Below are 17,349 nucleotides of genomic sequence, written 5' to 3' on the forward strand. Positions count from 1 at the left end.
CTCATGCGGATCACCGAAGCGGCCAAACAGTTGGGCACCACCCCGCGGATGCTCCGCTATCGAGAGGCCTTAGGCCTGCTCCCGCGTTCCCGAGCCGCCCGCAACTCCCAACGCCAGTACGACACCCGCGACCTGGCCGCGGTGAAGCTAGCCCTAGAACTAGAACACCGCTACGACGTCACCCCGGCTGCTCTCGCCTTTGCCTTGAAGGCCCTCGCTGAACCTTCAGTAGCCGCCGACATCCGCAACCTCGGCTACCGCACCGGCCGCCTGACCAGCCCACCCAGCCCTGCCGAGATAGACCGCGAAAGAGCCCTCCGCTGGCTAGGCCGCTCCGGCGTCCTCCCACCCCCACACAACAGACCGCGCTAGCACTGAACCCGTCAAGAGACGGCGGTGGGGCGGCAGCGAGGGTGCGGGTTGCTAGTGGCTGGGGGCTTCCGGGACTGCCGGGCGGGCGGCGGGGACGTGGCCTTCTACGTAGATGTCGGGCTCGATGTAGATGTGGACCGACATCGGCTCGGCCTGGCGGACGGCTGCCTCTACCGCGTTGATGGTTTCGGCGATCGAGGTGGCGCCGGCGTCTTCGGCTACGGCTACCTTGGCGGCGACGAGGACCTCTTCGGGGCCCAGGTGCAGGGTCTTGATGTGGATGAGGCGCTCGACGCCCGGCACCGACTGGATCGCGTCGACGATCTTCTGCTGGGCCTCGCGGGTGGCGGACTCGCCGAGGAGCAGCGACTTCATCTCGATCGCCAGGAAGACCGCGACACAGACCAGCAGGGCGCCGATCGCCATCGAGCCGAGGCCGTCGAAGACTCCGTTGCCGGTGGCCAGGGTCAGCACGACGCCGATCAGCGCCAGCACCAGGCCGGTGAGCGCGGCGAAGTCCTCGAGCAGGATCACCGGCAACTCAGGCGACCGGGCGTTGCGGATGAACCGGCCCCAGCCGACGTGGCCGCGGACCTTGTTCGCCTCGATGATCGCGGTCCGGAACGAGAACGACTCCATGATGATCGCGGCCACCAGCACCGCGACCGGGACCCACTTCCAGTCGTCGATCCCGTGCGGGTCGTGGATCTTGTGCCAGCCCTCGTACAGCGCGAACAGACCACCGACGCTGAACAGCACGATCGCGACGATGAACGAGTAGACGTAGCGCTCCCGGCCGAAGCCGAACTGGTGCAGTTCGTCGGCCTCCCGCTTGGCCCGCTTCGCCCCGATCAGCAGCAGGACCTGGTTCCCCGCGTCGGCCACTGAGTGGATCGACTCGGCCAGCATCGACGCCGACTGGGTCAGCGCCCAGGCGCCGAACTTCGTGATCGCGATACCGGTGTTCGCCAGCAGTGCCGCGACGACGGCCTTGTTACCGCCACCAGCCATAGTGCCCGTTCCTCCGTGCTTTTCAGGGGGTTTTCAGCGAGCGGACACGACGAACGCCGTGCCGGAACCACGCAGAGTACAGGGTCCTTCGGGTCCTTCGAGGAACGCCGATCGGCCCGCGGCCAGTTGCACGGTGTCATCGGTGCCCTCGGCACCGACCACCGAAACGCCGTCCACGCAGGCGACGATCCGCGGCCCCGTCGCCGGCACCACCAGTGGCTCGTCGGTCAGCTCGATCCGCCGGACGGCGAAGTACTCACAACCCGTCTCGTACTGCGTGACGCCCGGCGCGACGGTGGTTCCTTCGAGCACCGGCGAGCCGAGCGGTTCGAAGTCGACCACCGACACCAGTTCGGGGACGTCGACGTGCTTGCGGGTCAGTCCGCCCCGGAGCACGTTGTCCGAGTTGGCCATCACCTCGAACCCGGTGCCGCGCAGGTAGGCGTGCACGTTCCCGGCGGGAAGATAGACCGCCTGGAACCGCTCCAGCCGGACCCGGTTCAACAGCAGCGCGGCGAGCACCCCCGGGTCGTCCGGGAAGTCCTCGCACAACCTCGCGAGGGTCTCGGTCTCCAGCGCGAAGGTGTCCCCTTCGTACTGGCGGCACGCTTCCCCGAGAGCGGCGACCAGGGGACGGATCGCGTCCCGGTCGGTGCCCATGAACTCCGTGAAGGCTTCCTGCAGCTTTCCGTTGCGCAGCAGGTCGGTCAGCTCGTCGAGTACGCCGAGCTCCTCCAGCAGCGCCACCGACGCCGCCAGCGGCCGGAAGCCGACGAGCGCGTCGAACGGGCCGAGCGCGATCAGGATCTCCGGCTTCGGCCAGGCGTCCTTGTAGTTCCGGTCGGCCGCGTCGCGCGGGATCCCGGCGGCCTCGTCCCGGCCGTACCCGTCGATCGCCTGCTTGCGGGACGGGTGGGCCTGGATCGACAACGGCTGCTCCGCGGCCAGGATCTTGGCCAGGAAGGGGAACCGGCCCTCGAACTTCTCGGCCGTCTCCTCCCCGAGCACCTCGGCCGGCCGCGAGGAGACCCGGTCGTACAGCGTCTCGCCGGACGGCAGCACGGAGGGCGCCGACTCGTGCGCGCCCATCCACAACTCGGCCTGCGGTTTGCCGTCCGGATCCACGCCGGTCAGCTCGGGGATCGCGGTCCGCGAGCCCCAGGCATAGTCCCGGACGGTGTTGACGAGCGGAGCTACCACGCTGGATCCTCCGCGGGATTGCCCGAACCGGCGGGCGAGTTTTCGACCGCCGTACCGTAGCGGCCCAGGCCGAGGCCGAGGTAGGCGGCGGCGTACCGGCCTTGCTGCATCAGGGCCGCGTACCGCGCGACGTCCGTGCCGTTCGCCTGGGTGACCACATGCACCCGTACGTCGTGCCGCTCGGCCTTCTCCTCCAGCGTGCGGCGAGTCTCCATCACGCTGGGATCGGCGATGCCGTCGTCCAGGATGACCAGGCCGGGACGAAGGTCCTCAGGCTGGTCGAAGGGGTCGGCGAACACGTCCCGCGGCGGCTGGTTCGCCAGCACCGGCAGCAGGTGGCCCGCGTCGGCGGCGAGGGCCGGGCGACCGCTGGCGAGCCGGATCGCCTCCACCACGCGACGCGCCGCGCGCGCGGCCAGGACGGATCCACCCCACACCATCGGCAACGCGTCCGCGAGCATCAACGCGAGGTCCTTGCCCGGGTTCGACGCGACGTCGTTGTTGGGCGAGCACTCGATCGCGACGTCGTCGAGCATGGCCGCGACCGCCTTGGCGTCGACAGCCGGGCCCAGGTCGAGCTGGTGCAACCCCTGCAGTACTGCGACCGCGGCCGCCAACTGGTCGTCGGACTGGGACGGCAGGCGGATCGCATGCCGCGAGCCGGCCGACGCCTGGTCCACCGGCGAGTCCTTGGGCGAGGCCACCATCAGGCCACAGCCACGCCGGACCGCCTCGGCGGCCGCCGAGATCGCCCCCGGGTCACCGGCCTTGCCGTCGAGCACGATCACCAGGTCGAGCGGTCCCGCCCAGCCGGGCAGGCCCGGACCCGGCCAGGCCACGAACGGCACCGGGCAGACCGGCTCGAGCACGGCCCGGACCAGCCGGGCGTCCCGGCCGGCGGCGACGATCGCGCGCGGGCGGAAACCGTCCGAGCCGAGCTTGGACAGCACCTCCTCCGACGCGTCGATCTCGGCCCGGACCCGGGCTCCCGCCCCGGCCAGGCGGCGCAGCAAGTGGTCGGTGGCCTGCAGCGCGGCGGGGTCGTCCAGCCGCGAGTCGTCGAAGGAGCTCATGCGTTCTCGGGAGCCTCGTTCTGGGGAGCGTCGTTCGTGGTTTGGCGGGCCTCGTCGATCAGCAGCACCGGGATGTCGTCGCGGACCGGGTAGGCCAGCGCGCAGGTGGCGTTGGTGCAGACGAGTTCGCTCGCCTCGTCGTCCACGCGGAACTCCGAGCGGCACTTCGGGCAGACCAGAATGCTCAGCAGGTCCGGGTCCAGGTTCACGTTAGGGGGAGTCATCGAGTTCCTTTGCTCACTTCCGGTGCACCAGTGATCAGGGCCAGTACTTCGTCGCGGACCCGCTCCATGGTGGCGGCGTCCGCGGCCTCGACGTTCAGCCGCAGCAGCGGCTCGGTGTTCGACGCGCGCACGTTGAACCACCACTGTCCTCCATCTGCTGTCACGCTAGTGACGGTCAGACCGTCCAGGTGGTCAACGGTAATGCCCTCGCGGCCTTCGTAGGTGTCTTCAATCGCCGCGACCGTGGCCGCCGCGTCGTCCACCCGGCTGTTGACCTCGCCGGAGGCCACGTAGCGCTCGTAGACCGAGAAAAGATCACTGGCCGGCTTGTCCTGCTCACCGAGCGCCGCCAGCACGTGCAGCGCCGCGAGCATGCCGGTGTCGGCCCGCCAGAAGTCCCGGAAGTAGTAGTGCGCCGAGTGCTCGCCGCCGAAGACGGCGTCGGTCTCGGCCATCTTCGCCTTGATGTAGGAGTGCCCGACCCGCGCCCGGACCGGCGTACCGCCGTGTTCGGTGATCAGTTCGGGGACCGCCTTGGAGGTGATCAGGTTGTGGATCACGGCGGAGCCCGGGTGCTTGGCGAGCTCCCGGACGGCGACGGCGCCGGTGATCGCGCTCGGCGAGATCGGGTCGCCCTTCTCGTCCACCACGAAGCAGCGGTCCGCGTCGCCGTCGAAGGCCAGCCCCAGGTCGGCGCCGACCTCGCGCACCTTGGCCTGCAGGTCGACCAGGTTCTTCGGGTCGAGCGGGTTCGCCTCGTGGTTGGGGAAGTTGCCGTCCAGCTCGAAGTACATCGGCACGATCTCGACCGGGCCGGTGGCGAACACGGCCGGCACGGTGTGGCCGCCCATCCCGTTGCCGGCGTCGACGACCACCTTCAGCGGCCGGATGCCGCTCAGGTCGACCAGGTCGTTCAGATGGTCCGCGTACGCCGTGAGCAGGTTCTTCCGGGTCACCTTGCCCGGCACCGGCACGGGTGACAGCCCGTCGATCAGGGTCTTCTCGACCAGGTCGGCGATGTCCCGCAGGCCGGAGTCCGAGCCGACCGGGGAGGCTCCCGCCCGGCACATCTTGATCCCGTTGTACTGCGCCGGGTTGTGGCTGGCCGTGAACATCGCGCCGGGCAACTGGAGCCGCCCGGAGGCGAAGTACAGCTGGTCGGTGGAGGCCAGCCCGATGTCGACCACGTCGGCACCGGTGCTGGTGACTCCCTCGGCGAAGGCGGCCGCCAGCCCCGGGCTCGACGGGCGCATGTCGTAGCCGATCACCACCGCTCCGGGTCCGGAGAGCACGTCCAGGACCTCGACGAAGGCGGCACCGGTCGCCCGGGCCACCGCCTCGTCGAGCTCGTCCGGGACGACTCCGCGCACGTCGTACGCCTTGAAGATCGCAGCAACGTCAGCCATGCGTGGACCCTATCTGGCCCGGGCGGGAAACCTGCGGTCAGGACGCCTGGAACCAGCCCGGGTTCTTCCGGTGGTGCACCTGCGGAAGCTGCCGCGGGCTGCTCGGAGCCGCCCAGCGGACCGCGTTGCCGAGGATCTGCTGGATCTCCGGCTGGTGGTAGGTCGGGAAGTCCTGGTCACCCGGCCGGAAGTAGAACACCCGGCCCTGGCCGCGGCGGTAGCAGCAGCCGGAGCGGAACACCTCGCCGCCGCTGAACGAGCTGACGAAGACCAGTTCGTCCGGCTGCGGGATGTCGAACAGCTCGCCGTACATCTCCTCCTGCTCGATCACCAGGGGATGCGGCACGCCCTGCGCGATCGGGTGCCCGGCGGCCACCGTCCAAAGCAGCTCCCGGTCGTCCTCACTGCGCCAGTCGAGCGAGCAGGTGGTGCCCATCAGCCGGATGAAGATCTTCGAGAAGTGCGCGGAGTGCAGCGCGATCAGGCCCATCCCGGACAGCACGGCCTGCTGGACCCGGTCGACGACCGCGTCGTCCACGTCGCCGTGCGAGCGGTGCCCCCACCAAGTGAGCACGTCAGTGTCGGCCAGGACCTCCTCGGTGAGCCCGTGCTCGGGCTGCTGCAGCCACGCGGTACGGACCACGACGTCCTGGCCGAGCTTGGCGCGCAGGCCGGCGGCGATCGTCTCGTGCATCGTGTCGGGATAGACCTTCTGCACCTGGGCGTCGTCCTGCTCGTGGACGTTCTCGCCCCAGACGGTGACGCGGATCGGGTCAGTCATGCAGCACTACCTCTCGTCCGGCCTGCGCCGAGGCGTAGGCGGCGTCGATGACCTGGGTGCGCAGCAGCGCCTCCGAGCCGTTGTGGGCGGACCAGTCGCCGCTGTGCACGATCGCGACGAACTCGCTGACCACCGCGCGGTGGCCGAGCCCGGCACCGGTCGCCGGCCGCACCTCGGCGGGTACGCCGCCGACGTCGGTGAAGATCCTCAGGGTGTCGTCGTTCGTGTAGTTCTGGACCTCGATCTTGGCGCCGCCCTCGGTCCCGAACAGCTCGATGCCGAAGTTGTCGCCCGGTGCCCGGTAGGTCGCCCAGCTGGTCTCCAGCTGCAGCGCGCCGCCGCCCTCCAGCCGCAGGTACGCCGTGGCCAGGTCCTCCACCTCGAACGCGGAGCCGAGCGTGTTCGCGTTCGCCACCGAGCTGCCCCGGCCGCGGGGGCCGAGCTCGGCGAAGGTGTTCGCGCTGACCGTGGTCACCTTCGGCTCGCTGAGCAGGTGCAGCGCGAGATCCAGGATGTGCACGCCCAGATCGATCAGCGGGCCGCCGCCGGACAGCTCGCGGTTGGTGAACCAGCCGCCCATCCCGGGGATGCCGTTGCGGCGCATCCAGTGCGCCTTGGCGTAGTAGATCCGGCCCAGCAGGCCCTCGTCGATCTGGTGCTTGAGGACGGCGACGTCGCCGCGCTCGCGGTGGTTGAACACCACCTTGAGCACCTTGCCGGCCTTGTTGGCGGCCTCGACCATCGCGGTGCCCTCGGCGACCGTCCTGGCCAGCGGCTTTTCGCAGAGCACGTGCAGGCCCCGGTCCAGGGCCGCGAGCGCGATCGGCGCGTGCAGCTGCGTCGGGGTGCCGATGCTGACGGCGTCCAGGCCGTCGACGGCGATCAGGTCCTCCCATTTCTCGAAGAGCTGCGGCACCTGGTGCTTGGCACCGAGACTCTTCAGCGTGTCCGTCTCCAGCCCCGCCAGCGCCACCACTTCGACGTCGGGCAACTCGGAGAACGCCTCCAGCGCGGTCCGGCCGGCAAAGCCGAGGCCGACCACTCCGACCCGTAGTTTTTGATCGTTCACAAGTCAGGAGTCTTGTCAGTACCTGACAACGTGGTCAACCTCATCCCACGCTATGAAACACGTTCCAACGCCGAGGAGCCGGCCGGAGCGCTCAGGCGTGCTCGGTGTTGCCCGACGGAGTGTCGTCAGGATCACGCAACATCCGCAGGTGACCGCGGCGGGCCACCTCGACCGGGGCGGGCTGGGTCGGCAACGGCCGAGCGGCCTCCCGGACCGCGTTCGCCAGCGCCTCGAGGTCGTCGTTCGACGGCCCGGAGGCGGCCGGGTCCGGAGCCAGCCGGATCACTTCCCACCCGTTCGGGGCGGTCAAGCGGTCGGCGTGGTCGGCGCAGAGGTCGTAGCAGTGCGGTTCGGCGTACGTCGCCAGCGGACCCAGAACGCAGGTGGAATCGGCATAGACGTAGGTGAGCGTCGACACGGCCGGCCGATGGCAGGCGGCGCGCGAACAGATCCTGGCGATGCTCACGTCCAGACGCTACCCCCACTAGGCTGATCGCGTGACCGAGGCTCGCCGTCATCGACGGCACATCGACCGCCACGGGCGTGGCATGCTCGGCCCGATCAGCCGGCCGAGCAGCTTCGCGCCGCGTGGACTGCCCCTGCAGCGTTCGGCAGCGGCCCAGTTCGACGAGGTCGTGGCGATCGAGGTGACCCGGCTGGAGAAGCGGTTGCCGCAGGTCGTCGCGCGGGTCGAGTTCGCCATCGAGGACGTGCCGAACCTCGATCTGCACGCGGGCGAGATCCCACTCACCCACTCCACCGGCGGCACCTCGCACGAGCCCTACCGGATCGTGGTCTTCCGCCGCCCGATCGAGCTGCGGGCCGAGCGCTCCGGCACCAGCCTGGCCTGGCTGGTCCGGTCCGCGCTGGTGCTCGAGCTCGCCGACGTGCTGGCGTTGTCGCCGGAGCAGATCGACCCCGAGTTCGACAGCGACGACGACTGACCCTGGTACTGGCTACTTCAGCGCCGCGCTGAGGTCGGGCTGGGCTCCGAGCTGGGCCCGGAAGACCAGTGAGGTCGTCAGCGGCCAGGCGGCCACGAACGGCACGTCGTCCTCATCCGGCTTCGCCGGCGGCATCAACGTCGCCGCCGCGATCACCGAACCGCGGGTCTGCTCGACCATCAGGTACGTCGGCCTGGTCTGCGCCTTGAAGGTGACGACACTCGTCGCGCCGTTGAGCACGTCGAGCGAGCGGGTCTCGATCCCCTTGCCCGCGGCGTCGCGCAACTCGTACCGGACGCTGGCCGTCTTGCCCGGCGCGGTCACCTGCAACTGGACCGGCTGCGCGTGCGCCGGCACCACCAGGTAGGCGGGACCGCTCAGCGGATCCACCGACCCGACCGAGGAGAAGTCGGTACCGCTCTTGTCGAGGTTGCGGACCGAGGCGGTGACCGGCTGGTCGGAGCTGATGGTGATCGCCGACGGGTCGCCCCGCAGTACGGTGTCGAGGCGGACCGCCTTGACCGAGCCGGCCGGGATCTGGACCGACGAGAGCTCCGCCGGCTTGAACGGCCCGTTCGGCCCGTTCACGGTCAGGGTCGCGGTCGCCTGCAGGTCGCCGGGGTTGGCGATCGTCAGGATCCGTACTCCGGCGCCCGGCGCCAGCCCGGGCACCATCACCGTCTTGGCGGGCGGAGCCGACGTGTTCAGCCAGTCCACCCCGGCCGGGGTCGAACCGTTCGTCGCGTTGTTCCGCAGCGACGGGGCCACCCGGCCGCCGGTGGACTCGACGTGCAGCGCCAGATCGCGCATCTTCGGCGCCACCAGGCTGAGGTAGAGCTCCGTGGTCCCGCGAGCCGGTACGACGATGCCGCGCGCCGACGGGAGGTCCAGGACGCCGCCGGTCGAGTAGACCTTGACGTTCACCTCGGCGTTGATGGTGTCCAGGTTGGTCAGCACCAGGACGTCACGGCGGCCGGTCGCGCCGCTGGCCCCGACGAACCAGAAGTCCGAACCGGGAAGCTGGCATTGCACGCTCGCCATCCCGCGGTTGACCCCTTCGGTGGCGGTCGACGTACTGGTTCCGGTGGTACCGGCGGCGAGCGGGCCGGTGCCTTGGATCGACAGCGGCTGCGGCTTCGCCGTAGCGACCGTCGCCGCGATCTTGCCGCGGACCAGGACCGAGCCGACCGGGTCGGCCGAGGTCGGCAGCGGCGCGATCGACAGCGGCTCCTCGGTGCCCTCGGCGGTCGGGGTGTCCTTGGGCAGGTACGGCGAGACGGCGTTGACGAAGCTCTGCGTCTTGTTACCCGCACCCGGTGTCGGGCAGGACAGCGCTGTCCGGTTCACGATCGTGCGGGTCGGCTCCCCGGCGCCCTCCGGTTGCGTCACCGGCGTCTTCGCGTTCGTCACCACGCCCAGGCCGCCGGCGGCCGCCATGGCGAGCACACAGGCACCGAGCCGGATCCGGAAGTCCGACAGCAGTCTGGTCACGAAACCCTCCTTGCGTGGGTCCCGTGCGGTACTGCGACCGTGCGGCGCGCAGTCGGCAGGCACGAGATCAGCGCGATGATCCAGGCGATGATGCCGAGCACCCGCCACAGATCGCGCACGTCGTCCTGCAGAGGTGCCTTGCCCTCGACCTTCGACCGGTCCACCAGCCAGGAGGCGTCGTCCGCGTCCGCGCTGGCCCGGGTCAGGCCGGGCAGCGAGTCGAGCGTCGCCATCAGCGTCGGGTCGACCGGCGCCGGCAGGTACACGTAGTCGATCGCCAGCGACGCGAACTCACGGCCTTCCTCACCGGTGCCGCCACCACCCAGCGCCGACAGCACGTCGGTGACCGGCTTGGTCTGCTCCGCCGTCGGCGCCGCCTCCAGCGATCCCATCCGGGGCCCGCCGTCCCGCACCAGCGAGAACCGCATCGCGCTCTCCGGATCCTTGCGGACCACCAGGATCGACGCGTTCTGCGGCGGACCCTGCGCCGACATCAGGTACGCCGGGAGGTCCTGCTCGGGTCCACGCCGCAGCGGCCCGTCGTCACCACGAACCAGCCAGAACCCGGCCGTGACGACGGTGGCCACCAGGACCAGACCGAGTACGCCTTGGAGGATGAGCTCGCGAGACTTGCCGATGGAGTCCCAGGCGACGGTGATCGCGATGATCCAGCCAGCGGTCATCAGGAACATCAGCGGACCACTACCGCCACCGAGACGGCTGGCCACGAGCGTCCCGGCCAGTCCGGCCAGAGCCGCGAACCAGCCGAGCAACTCGTACCGCTGACGGGACTGCCGCGTCAGGGCGAGCAGAGCCACCAGAATCAGCGGTACCACGAACCACCAGGGCACGGGGGCGCCTTGCGGAGTACCGGTCAGGAGGTGCGCGAGGCTGTCACCAGGTCCGACGGCCGCAGTAGGTGGACCGCCTGCCTCCTGGCCGAGCCGAGAGGGGTGCAGCACCAACTGGATCGTCCAGGGCAGCACCAGCAGCAAACCGAGGACGACCGAGAACACCAACTGCCGCGCCTGCCGACGCCAACCGAGGCCGAGCACGGCACCCGCTATCAAGGTGACGCTGACCAGAAGTCCGAGAGCCGGGGTGAAAGCGAAGAGAATCGCCTGGCAGATGCCGGCGAACCAGGCGGCCCGCCAACTGCCCTGGATGACCACACGTCTGCGCCGCGCAACCGTGTGAACGGCTGCACCGAGCAGGGGCAGCACGATCGCCGCCACACACGTCCCGATCCGCCCTTGCGACACAGCACCGTTGGCGAACACAGCCAACCCGTACGCCGAAGCTCCCCACGCGCGGGCGACCCGATCGACCACGAAGGCCCGCAGCAGAACCCAAGCGGCCAAGGCGGCAAGCGGAATCGCACCGAGCAGGATGACGTTGGTCGCGCCGGACGGACCGAAGGTGATCGCCGACAGCGCCCAGAACTGACCGAGCCAGGCAGGCGGAGTCACCCCGGCCGGAGCGGCGGCGGCCGCGTGCCAGAGCGAGGCGAGGCTTTCATGCGGAGGCAGCAGCAGGTTCGAACGCAGTACGCCGCCGCCGATCAGGCTGCGTGCGGCCACGAGCGCACCGAGGAACAGGAAAACCCAGGCCACCAGGAAAGGCCGCCGGATCAACTGCCGACGCCAGCGTGGCTGGTCCTGCGCGACCCGCGCCGTGCTCTTCGCCCGGCGGGCCGTCGTGACGACCTGCTCCTCAGGCTCGTCGGCCCAGGCCTCACGCAACCGCTCGGAGATCGTGCTTCCGGTCTCCTCGAGGTTGTGCCGCAGTGCGTGCACCGACCGCGAGAACAGGTACTTGATGTCGTCGTACGGGACACGATCGAGCCGGCGGCGATCCTTGCGGGCCTGGGTCCAGCCGCCGGCCAGCAACGTGCCCAGCAGCGCGGTCCACTCGTCGACGGCACCCGAGGGCGTCTTGCCGATGAGGAACCAGATCGATCGGACCAGGGTGCCGAGCAGAAACCTCAACACCAGCAGGGGAAGCAGCTTGCCAGGCGCGTTCGCCAGAACGGTGTAGTACGCGTGGGCACGGTCGAGTTGGTACGCGTGCCGCCTGGTGCCGGCCAGCGCGCGCTCACCGGTCGCCGCGGCCTGCGCGTGGTAGACGACCGCGTCCGGAGCGACGCCGACCTTGAAGCCGGCCCGGCTGGCCCGCCAGCCGAAGTCGATGTCGTCGCGGAACATCGGCAGCCGCGGGTCGAACCCGTGCAGCGATTCCCAGACGTCGCGACGGACCAGCATGCCGGCCGAACTGACCGCGAGCACCTGCCGCGGCTGGTCGTGCTGGCCCTGGTCGAGCTCGCCGTTCTCGATCCCGGTGTCGCGGCGGCCGCCGAGCGACGTGGTGACGCCGACCTCGAGCAGTTCGCGGTCCCGCGGCCACAACCGCAGCTTGGGACCCCAGACGCCGGTGTCGGGCGCCAACGTGGCCTGGAAGAGCAGGTGCTCCAGCGCCTTCGGAGCGGGGGCGCAGTCGTCGTGCAGCAACCACAGCCACTCGACCACGGTCAGTCCGCCGTCGTCGCCGTACGGACCGACGGCTGAGGGGATGGGCGCGAAGCCGACCGCCTCCAGGCCGCGGGCGACCGCAGTACCGAAGCCGGAGCGGGCGGACAAGCTGACCACTGGCTCGACGGCAGGCATCTCGGCGAGCAGTTCGGCCGTCTCGTCGGTGGAACCGGTGTCCACCGCGATCAGTCGCTCGGGACGCCGGTCCAGCGCCCACAGCGCCTCGGTCAGGCGGGGCAGCCAGGCGGCGCCCTCGTGCCCGACCACGACCGCGGTGACGACATGCCGGATCCGTGCGCGACCCAGCGGATCGTCGGTGCGGTCGGTCGGGAAGTCGACTGAGTCGAAGAACTCCCAGCCGGCCGGAGCTTCTGATTCCATGCGGAGCAGTGACACCTCAGGGGGAAGGAACGGCCTGCCTCACCCCCGGCAGGGGGCTTGGCGAGGACTCACCTTACGCGACACCGAGGACCGTCCGTACACAGCAGCGGGCCCCGGTGGACAAAGTCCGGCCGGGGCCTCACGCAGAAGTTCGTGTTGAGTTCGCGGTGCTGTCTTCGGCACGCCGACGACGGCGGGGTGGCAGGGCACCACCACCGGTCGATCAGGCCTGCGTCAGACTGCCTTCTTCTTCAGCTTGCGCCGTTCCCGCTCCGACAGCCCGCCCCAGATTCCGAAGCGCTCGTCGTTCTGCAGTGCGTACTCGAGGCACTCGCCCCGCACGTCACAACCGAGGCAGACCTTCTTCGCCTCGCGGGTGGAACCGCCCTTCTCCGGGAAGAAAGCCTCTGGATCGGTCTGGGCGCACAGCGCCCGTTCCTGCCAGTTCGGCTCCTCCTCGATCGCCTCACCGTCGACAATCGCCATCAGCGTCTCTGTCACGGTACGACCTCCTCGACCCTGTTCGTTCCCCTGTACATGTGGGTTTGCGGTTCCACATGCCTGACCTCGACCGTTCTGTGTGCTGAAAACGGTCCCCGATACCGAGTGTCCAACGAACGACACGGTTGAAATTACATTCCTGCAATCCACGAAAGTCAAGCCGTGGTCTGCTATTGGCATCATCCGCAACACGGCTGCAAAAGAACGAGAGGCCTGTCTGCACAGGCCTCTCGGTCACTTCAGCACCGCTTCGCGGCGATTTTGACTTCCCGGTCAGGAAGGCTGGGACCACCAGCCCTGCTGGCCACCCTGGCCCGGCTGCTGCTGGGGGTCGTCTTCCTTCGGAGTCTCGGAAACACGCGGTTCCACGCGGGTTTCGTCGGCACCCTCGGCCGCCGCCTCGGCAGGCTGCTCGGCCGCGGGGACCTCTTCAGCCGGCCAGGTCTGGCCTTCCTGCTGCCAGGTCTGCTCCGGCTGAACTGCTTCCTGCGCAGGCCATTCCTGCTGAGCCGGCTGGCCGTAGCCTTCCTGGCCGGCCCACTGCTGCTGACCGGCTTCGGCGCCGCCCCACTGCTGCTGCTGCTCCTGCGGCCACTGCTGCGCCTGGTCCTGGCCGCCCCACTGCTGCTGGCCTTCCTGGCTCCACTGCTGGGTCGGCTCGACGGTCTGGGCCTCAGCGGACCAAGCCTGCTCGGCCGGCTGCTGCTCCGCCTGCGGCTGAGCCTCTGCTTCGCTGGCAGACCACGTCTGCTGCTCGCCCTGGTTCCAGCTCTGCTCCTGCGGCCACTGCTGCTCGCCACCCTGTGCCGCGGCGTAACCACCGGCAGCACCTGCGGCGGCTCCAGCCGCACCCGCGCCGTACGCGCCGTACTGGCCCTGCTCGGCCTGGCCATACTGGCCCTGCTGAGCGCCGTACTGGCCGTACTGGCCCTGGGCGCCCTGCTGGCCGTACTGACCGCTCTGCTGACCGTACTGGCCGCCCTGCTGGCCGTACTGCCCCTGGCCGCCCTGACCGGCGAACTGGCCGTGCGGGCCGGCCTTCGGCGCACGCGCCGGAGCCGGGAGAGCCTGGAAGGTCTTCATGATGTAGAGACCGGCCGCGCCGTAGAGCGCGAGACCGCCGAGGGCGTAGAGGAAGCCGACGATCTTCAGACCGGCGTCACCGGTCTCGGCGAAGCCGGCGAACGCGGTGATCAGCCCCAGCACAATGATCAGGCCGGCGATCGCCAGCGCGGCCAGGGCGACGGTCCGGGCGTTCGGGGTGTGCTCACCGGCTTCGGACACCAGCCAGACGGCGGCGACGAGCGAGAGCAGCACCACCAGCGCCGTCAGGCCGGGCGGGGTTAGCGTGCCCTGCACTCCGCCGGCGGCCGCGGTGAAGCCCGCGCCGCCGACGAACAGCCGGATCAGCGAGGCCAGCGCGAAGAGACCGGCGAAGGCAAGTAAGGCATACGCGACCGGCTCTCTGAGCTTCTTGGTTGCGTCGGTGACCACGAGGGCTCCTCGGGATGTTGGGGGCCGTACAACTGACAGATACATATTGGACCTGGGCAGCATAGTCGTGCGGTGGTCCGTTGCTTTGACGACTCGTGGAGACTGTTCCCATGCGATTGACAGTGCTTGCCGGTGGCATCGGCGGTTCCACCTTCCTGCGCGGCCTGCTGAAGGCCCGCCCGGACGCCGAGATCACCGTGGTGGGGAACACCGCGGACGACATCACCCTGTTCGGGCTGCGGGTCTGCCCCGACCTCGACACGGTGATGTACACGCTGGGCGGCGGCATCTCGGCCGAGCGCGGCTGGGGCCGGGAGGACGAGACCTGGGTGATCAAGGAGGAACTCGCGGCGTACGGCGTGGAGCCGACCTGGTTCGGCCTCGGCGACCGGGACATCGCGACCCACCTGGTCCGGACCCAGATGCTCGACGCCGGGTACGGCCTGGCCGCGGTGACCGAGGCGCTGTCCGCGCGCTGGAACCTGCCGGTCCGGCTGCTGCCGATGAGCGACGACCGGGTCGAGACCCACGTGGTGGTGGACGATCCGGAGAAGCCGGGCACCCGCAAGGCGATCCACTTCCAGGAGTACTGGGTCCGGCTGCACGCCGAGGTGACGGCCCACCAGATCCTGGCGATCGGGCAGGACAAGGCCAAGCCGGCGCCCGGCGTACTGGATGCGATCGCCGAGTGCGACGCGCTGCTGCTGCCACCGTCCAACCCGGTGGTCTCGATCGGCACGATCCTCGGCGTCCCGGGGATCCGCGACGCGGTCCGGGAGACGGCCGCGCCGGTCATCGGCGTCTCCCCCATCATCGGGACCGGTCCGGTCCGCGGCATGGCGGACAAGGTGCTCGCGGCCATCGGGGTGGAGTCGACGGCCTCGGCCGTGGCGACCCACTACGGCTCGCGCGCCGCCGGCGGCGTACTGGACGGCTGGCTGATCGACACGTCTGACTCGGCTCAGCTCGAGTCGATCGCGACGGCCGGGATCCACGCGCAGGCCGTGCCGCTGTGGATGACCGACGAGACCACCACCGCGGCCATCGCCTCCGCCGCCCTGACGCTGGCCGAGGCGGTTCGCCGGTGAGGAAGCACCTCGAAATCTTCCCGGTCACCGGGCTGCCCGAGGTGGCCTCCGGGGATGATCTGGCCGCGCTCATCGGCGACGCGGCCGATCTGCGCGACGGTGATGTGATCTCCGTGACGTCCAAGATCGTCAGCAAGGCCGAGGGCCGGCTGACCACCGGCACCCGGGACGAGGCGATCGACGCCGAACTTGTCCGGGTGGTCGCGCAGCGGGGCGACACCCGGATTGTGCAGACCCGCCACGGCCTGGTGATGGCCGCAGCGGGCACAGACACCTCCAACACCCGGCCTGGCACGGTCCTGCTGCTCCCAGTCGACCCGGACCTGTCCGCCCGCACCCTTCGCGAGGCCCTGAAGGATCGGTACGACGTCAACGTGGGCGTGGTGGTCACCGACACCCTCGGGCGGCCCTGGCGGAACGGTCAGGTCGACCTGGCCATCGGAGCCGCCGGAGTCCAGGTGATCGAGGACCTGCGCGGCACGACCGACAGCCACGGCAACGTACTGGCCGTCACCGAGCCCGCCCTGGCTGACGAGATCGCCTCCTCCAGTGAACTGGTGAAGGGCAAGGCCGACGGCGTACCGGTCGCAGTACTGCGGGGGCTGGCGGACGTGGTCCTGCCGGTCGGGGAGCACGGGCCGGGCGCTCGGGCGCTGGTGCGGGACTCCGAGCTGGACCTGTTCAGCCTGGGCACCCGCGAGGCGGCGCGGGCCGCAGTACTGGCTCGTCAGGCGCCGAGCGGGCCGCGAGAGGTCGATCCGGCCCTGTGGGACGGCCTGCTCGTCGACGACGAGGACGTGCACATCGAGTTGCTGGACGGCGCCCTCGGGGTTTTCGGGGACGATCCGGTGGCGGTCGGGATGATCGCCGAGCGGCTGGCGGTGCTGCTGCACGCGGAGGGCTACGGGGTGACCGTCCGGACCGGACCGGGGAGTGAGGCGACGGTCACGTTCGGCTCACGGTCTCGGTAGCTTTCTAGGCAACTTCTCAGGCGGCTTGCGTACACTTCATCCGCACGGCGGCTCCGAGACCGCCCCTGATCCGGGAAGACCATCACTGTGGGTAAGTCTCAGAAGCAGTCACGCCGCGAGCTCATCGAGAAGATGACGCGCGACCAGGCCCGGTCCGACAAGCGCCGGACCCTCCTCATCGTGGCCGGTTCCATCATCGTCGGGCTCGGGATCATCGCCGTCCCGGCGGTCAAGCTGATCCAGGACTCCAGGACCAGGGACACCGCCATCGCCTCGCTGGGTGCCGCCGCCACGGCTGCCTCCTGCGACGCGGTCATCGACGACAAGGCGTCCGGCACCCAGGACCACAAGCCGGACGGCGAGGTGATCAACTACCCGGTGTCCCCGCCGTCCTCCGGCCCGCACTACGCGGTCTGGGCGCCGTTCGGCAAGACCTTCTACAGCGAGGGTGACCGCCCGCCGGTGCCGAACCTGGTGCACAACCTCGAACACGGCTACACGATCCTCTGGTACAACGACTCGACCGCCAAGAACAAGGAACAGGTCGATCTGATCGAGAAGATCGCCAAGGCCAAGCTGCCGGACAGCGCGAACGGCAAGTTCATCGCCGCCCCGTACCGCGCCACCGACGGCGGCCCCGCCTGGCCGGCCGGCAAGAACGTCGCCTTCTCCCACTGGAGCGGCAACACCCCGGGCCAGACCACAGCCCTCGGCCACCGCCAGTTCTGCGGCTCCGTCAGCGGCGAGGCCCTCCAGCAGTTCATGGAGAAGTTCCCCTCCACCGACGCCCAGGAACCCAACGGCGGCTGACCGCC

17 protein-coding genes are annotated in these 17,349 nt (G+C 69.9%); 5 read left to right on the forward strand and 12 right to left on the reverse strand.

From position 1 onward, the window contains the following. Positions 1-3: 3 nt before the first annotated feature. A complete protein-coding gene (locus ABD255_RS03345; RefSeq protein ID WP_344209571.1) occupies positions 4-372 on the forward strand; it encodes a MerR family transcriptional regulator in 369 nt (122 codons plus the stop codon). Positions 373-423: 51 nt separating this feature from the next. On the opposite strand, the gene ABD255_RS03350 is transcribed toward ABD255_RS03345, so the two are convergent. The 8 genes from ABD255_RS03350 to ABD255_RS03385 all read right to left on the reverse strand — a co-directional run bounded on the left by ABD255_RS03350 (position 424) and on the right by ABD255_RS03385 (position 7,602). Beyond that, positions 424-1,383 (reverse strand): cation diffusion facilitator family transporter, encoded by a 960-nt coding sequence (locus ABD255_RS03350; protein WP_344209573.1) that lies wholly within the window; start codon positions 1,381-1,383, stop codon positions 424-426. A gap of 33 nt (positions 1,384-1,416) precedes the next feature. After that, positions 1,417-2,583, reverse strand: a complete 1,167-nt coding sequence (manA, locus tag ABD255_RS03355; RefSeq protein WP_344209575.1) for a mannose-6-phosphate isomerase, class I — start codon at positions 2,581-2,583, stop codon at positions 1,417-1,419. Further along, positions 2,577-3,656 carry an SIS domain-containing protein gene (locus tag ABD255_RS03360; RefSeq protein ID WP_344209577.1) on the reverse strand — a complete coding sequence of 360 codons (1,080 nt, stop codon included), beginning with the start codon at positions 3,654-3,656 and terminating at the stop codon, positions 2,577-2,579. Before ABD255_RS03360 ends, manA begins: the two co-directional genes overlap by 7 nt. Then, a complete protein-coding gene (locus tag ABD255_RS03365; protein ID WP_425554372.1) occupies positions 3,653-3,880 on the reverse strand; it encodes a Trm112 family protein in 228 nt (75 codons plus the stop codon). Before ABD255_RS03365 ends, ABD255_RS03360 begins: the two co-directional genes overlap by 4 nt. Next, positions 3,877-5,286, reverse strand: coding sequence for a phosphomannomutase/phosphoglucomutase (locus tag ABD255_RS03370; RefSeq protein WP_344209579.1), 1,410 nt, complete (start codon positions 5,284-5,286; stop codon positions 3,877-3,879). The genes ABD255_RS03365 and ABD255_RS03370 overlap by 4 nt, the downstream gene beginning before the upstream one ends. A gap of 37 nt (positions 5,287-5,323) precedes the next feature. Beyond that, on the reverse strand, positions 5,324-6,067 hold the full coding sequence (locus ABD255_RS03375; RefSeq protein ID WP_344209581.1) for a ThuA domain-containing protein: 744 nt from the start codon (positions 6,065-6,067) through the stop codon (positions 5,324-5,326). Further along, the gene (locus ABD255_RS03380; RefSeq protein WP_344209583.1) at positions 6,060-7,136 is read right to left on the reverse strand and encodes a Gfo/Idh/MocA family protein; all 1,077 of its coding nucleotides are present in this window, start codon (positions 7,134-7,136) and stop codon (positions 6,060-6,062) included. The genes ABD255_RS03375 and ABD255_RS03380 overlap by 8 nt, the downstream gene beginning before the upstream one ends. A gap of 91 nt (positions 7,137-7,227) precedes the next feature. Continuing rightward, positions 7,228-7,602 (reverse strand): DUF3499 domain-containing protein, encoded by a 375-nt coding sequence (locus ABD255_RS03385; RefSeq protein WP_344209585.1) that lies wholly within the window; start codon positions 7,600-7,602, stop codon positions 7,228-7,230. A 31-nt stretch (positions 7,603-7,633) separates the two neighbouring features. Here ABD255_RS03385 and ABD255_RS03390 point away from each other — a divergent pair, with 31 nt between their 5' ends. After that, a complete protein-coding gene (locus ABD255_RS03390) occupies positions 7,634-8,080 on the forward strand; it encodes a metallopeptidase family protein (RefSeq protein WP_344209587.1) in 447 nt (148 codons plus the stop codon). Positions 8,081-8,092: 12 nt separating this feature from the next. On the opposite strand, the gene ABD255_RS03395 is transcribed toward ABD255_RS03390, so the two are convergent. The 4 genes from ABD255_RS03395 to ABD255_RS03410 form a co-directional block, all read right to left on the reverse strand. Beyond that, positions 8,093-9,571 carry a DUF5719 family protein gene (locus ABD255_RS03395; RefSeq protein WP_344209589.1) on the reverse strand — a complete coding sequence of 493 codons (1,479 nt, stop codon included), beginning with the start codon at positions 9,569-9,571 and terminating at the stop codon, positions 8,093-8,095. Further along, complete coding sequence (locus ABD255_RS03400; RefSeq protein WP_344209591.1) at positions 9,568-12,480, reverse strand: glycosyltransferase family 2 protein; 2,913 nt, start codon at positions 12,478-12,480, stop codon at positions 9,568-9,570. Before ABD255_RS03400 ends, ABD255_RS03395 begins: the two co-directional genes overlap by 4 nt. Before the next feature lie 234 nt (positions 12,481-12,714). After that, entirely contained in the window at positions 12,715-12,966 is a 252-nt protein-coding gene (locus ABD255_RS03405) for a WhiB family transcriptional regulator (protein ID WP_020389877.1), read from the reverse strand. A 288-nt stretch (positions 12,967-13,254) separates the two neighbouring features. Then, positions 13,255-14,475: a hypothetical protein gene (locus tag ABD255_RS03410; protein WP_344209593.1), complete on the reverse strand. Its 1,221-nt coding sequence runs from the start codon at positions 14,473-14,475 to the stop codon at positions 13,255-13,257. A 110-nt stretch (positions 14,476-14,585) separates the two neighbouring features. Here ABD255_RS03410 and cofD point away from each other — a divergent pair, with 110 nt between their 5' ends. From cofD to ABD255_RS03425, 3 genes are all read left to right on the forward strand, one after another. Beyond that, entirely contained in the window at positions 14,586-15,563 is a 978-nt protein-coding gene (gene cofD / locus ABD255_RS03415) for a 2-phospho-L-lactate transferase (RefSeq protein WP_344209595.1), read from the forward strand. Continuing rightward, positions 15,560-16,534, forward strand: a complete 975-nt coding sequence (locus ABD255_RS03420) for a coenzyme F420-0:L-glutamate ligase (RefSeq protein ID WP_344209597.1) — start codon at positions 15,560-15,562, stop codon at positions 16,532-16,534. Before cofD ends, ABD255_RS03420 begins: the two co-directional genes overlap by 4 nt. Positions 16,535-16,621: 87 nt before the next feature. Continuing rightward, positions 16,622-17,344 carry a thioredoxin-like domain-containing protein gene (locus ABD255_RS03425; RefSeq protein WP_344209599.1) on the forward strand — a complete coding sequence of 241 codons (723 nt, stop codon included), beginning with the start codon at positions 16,622-16,624 and terminating at the stop codon, positions 17,342-17,344. Positions 17,345-17,349: the final 5 nt, after the last annotated feature.

This window comes from Kribbella sancticallisti (assembly GCF_039530625.1).
Taxonomy (GTDB): domain Bacteria; phylum Actinomycetota; class Actinomycetes; order Propionibacteriales; family Kribbellaceae; genus Kribbella; species Kribbella sancticallisti.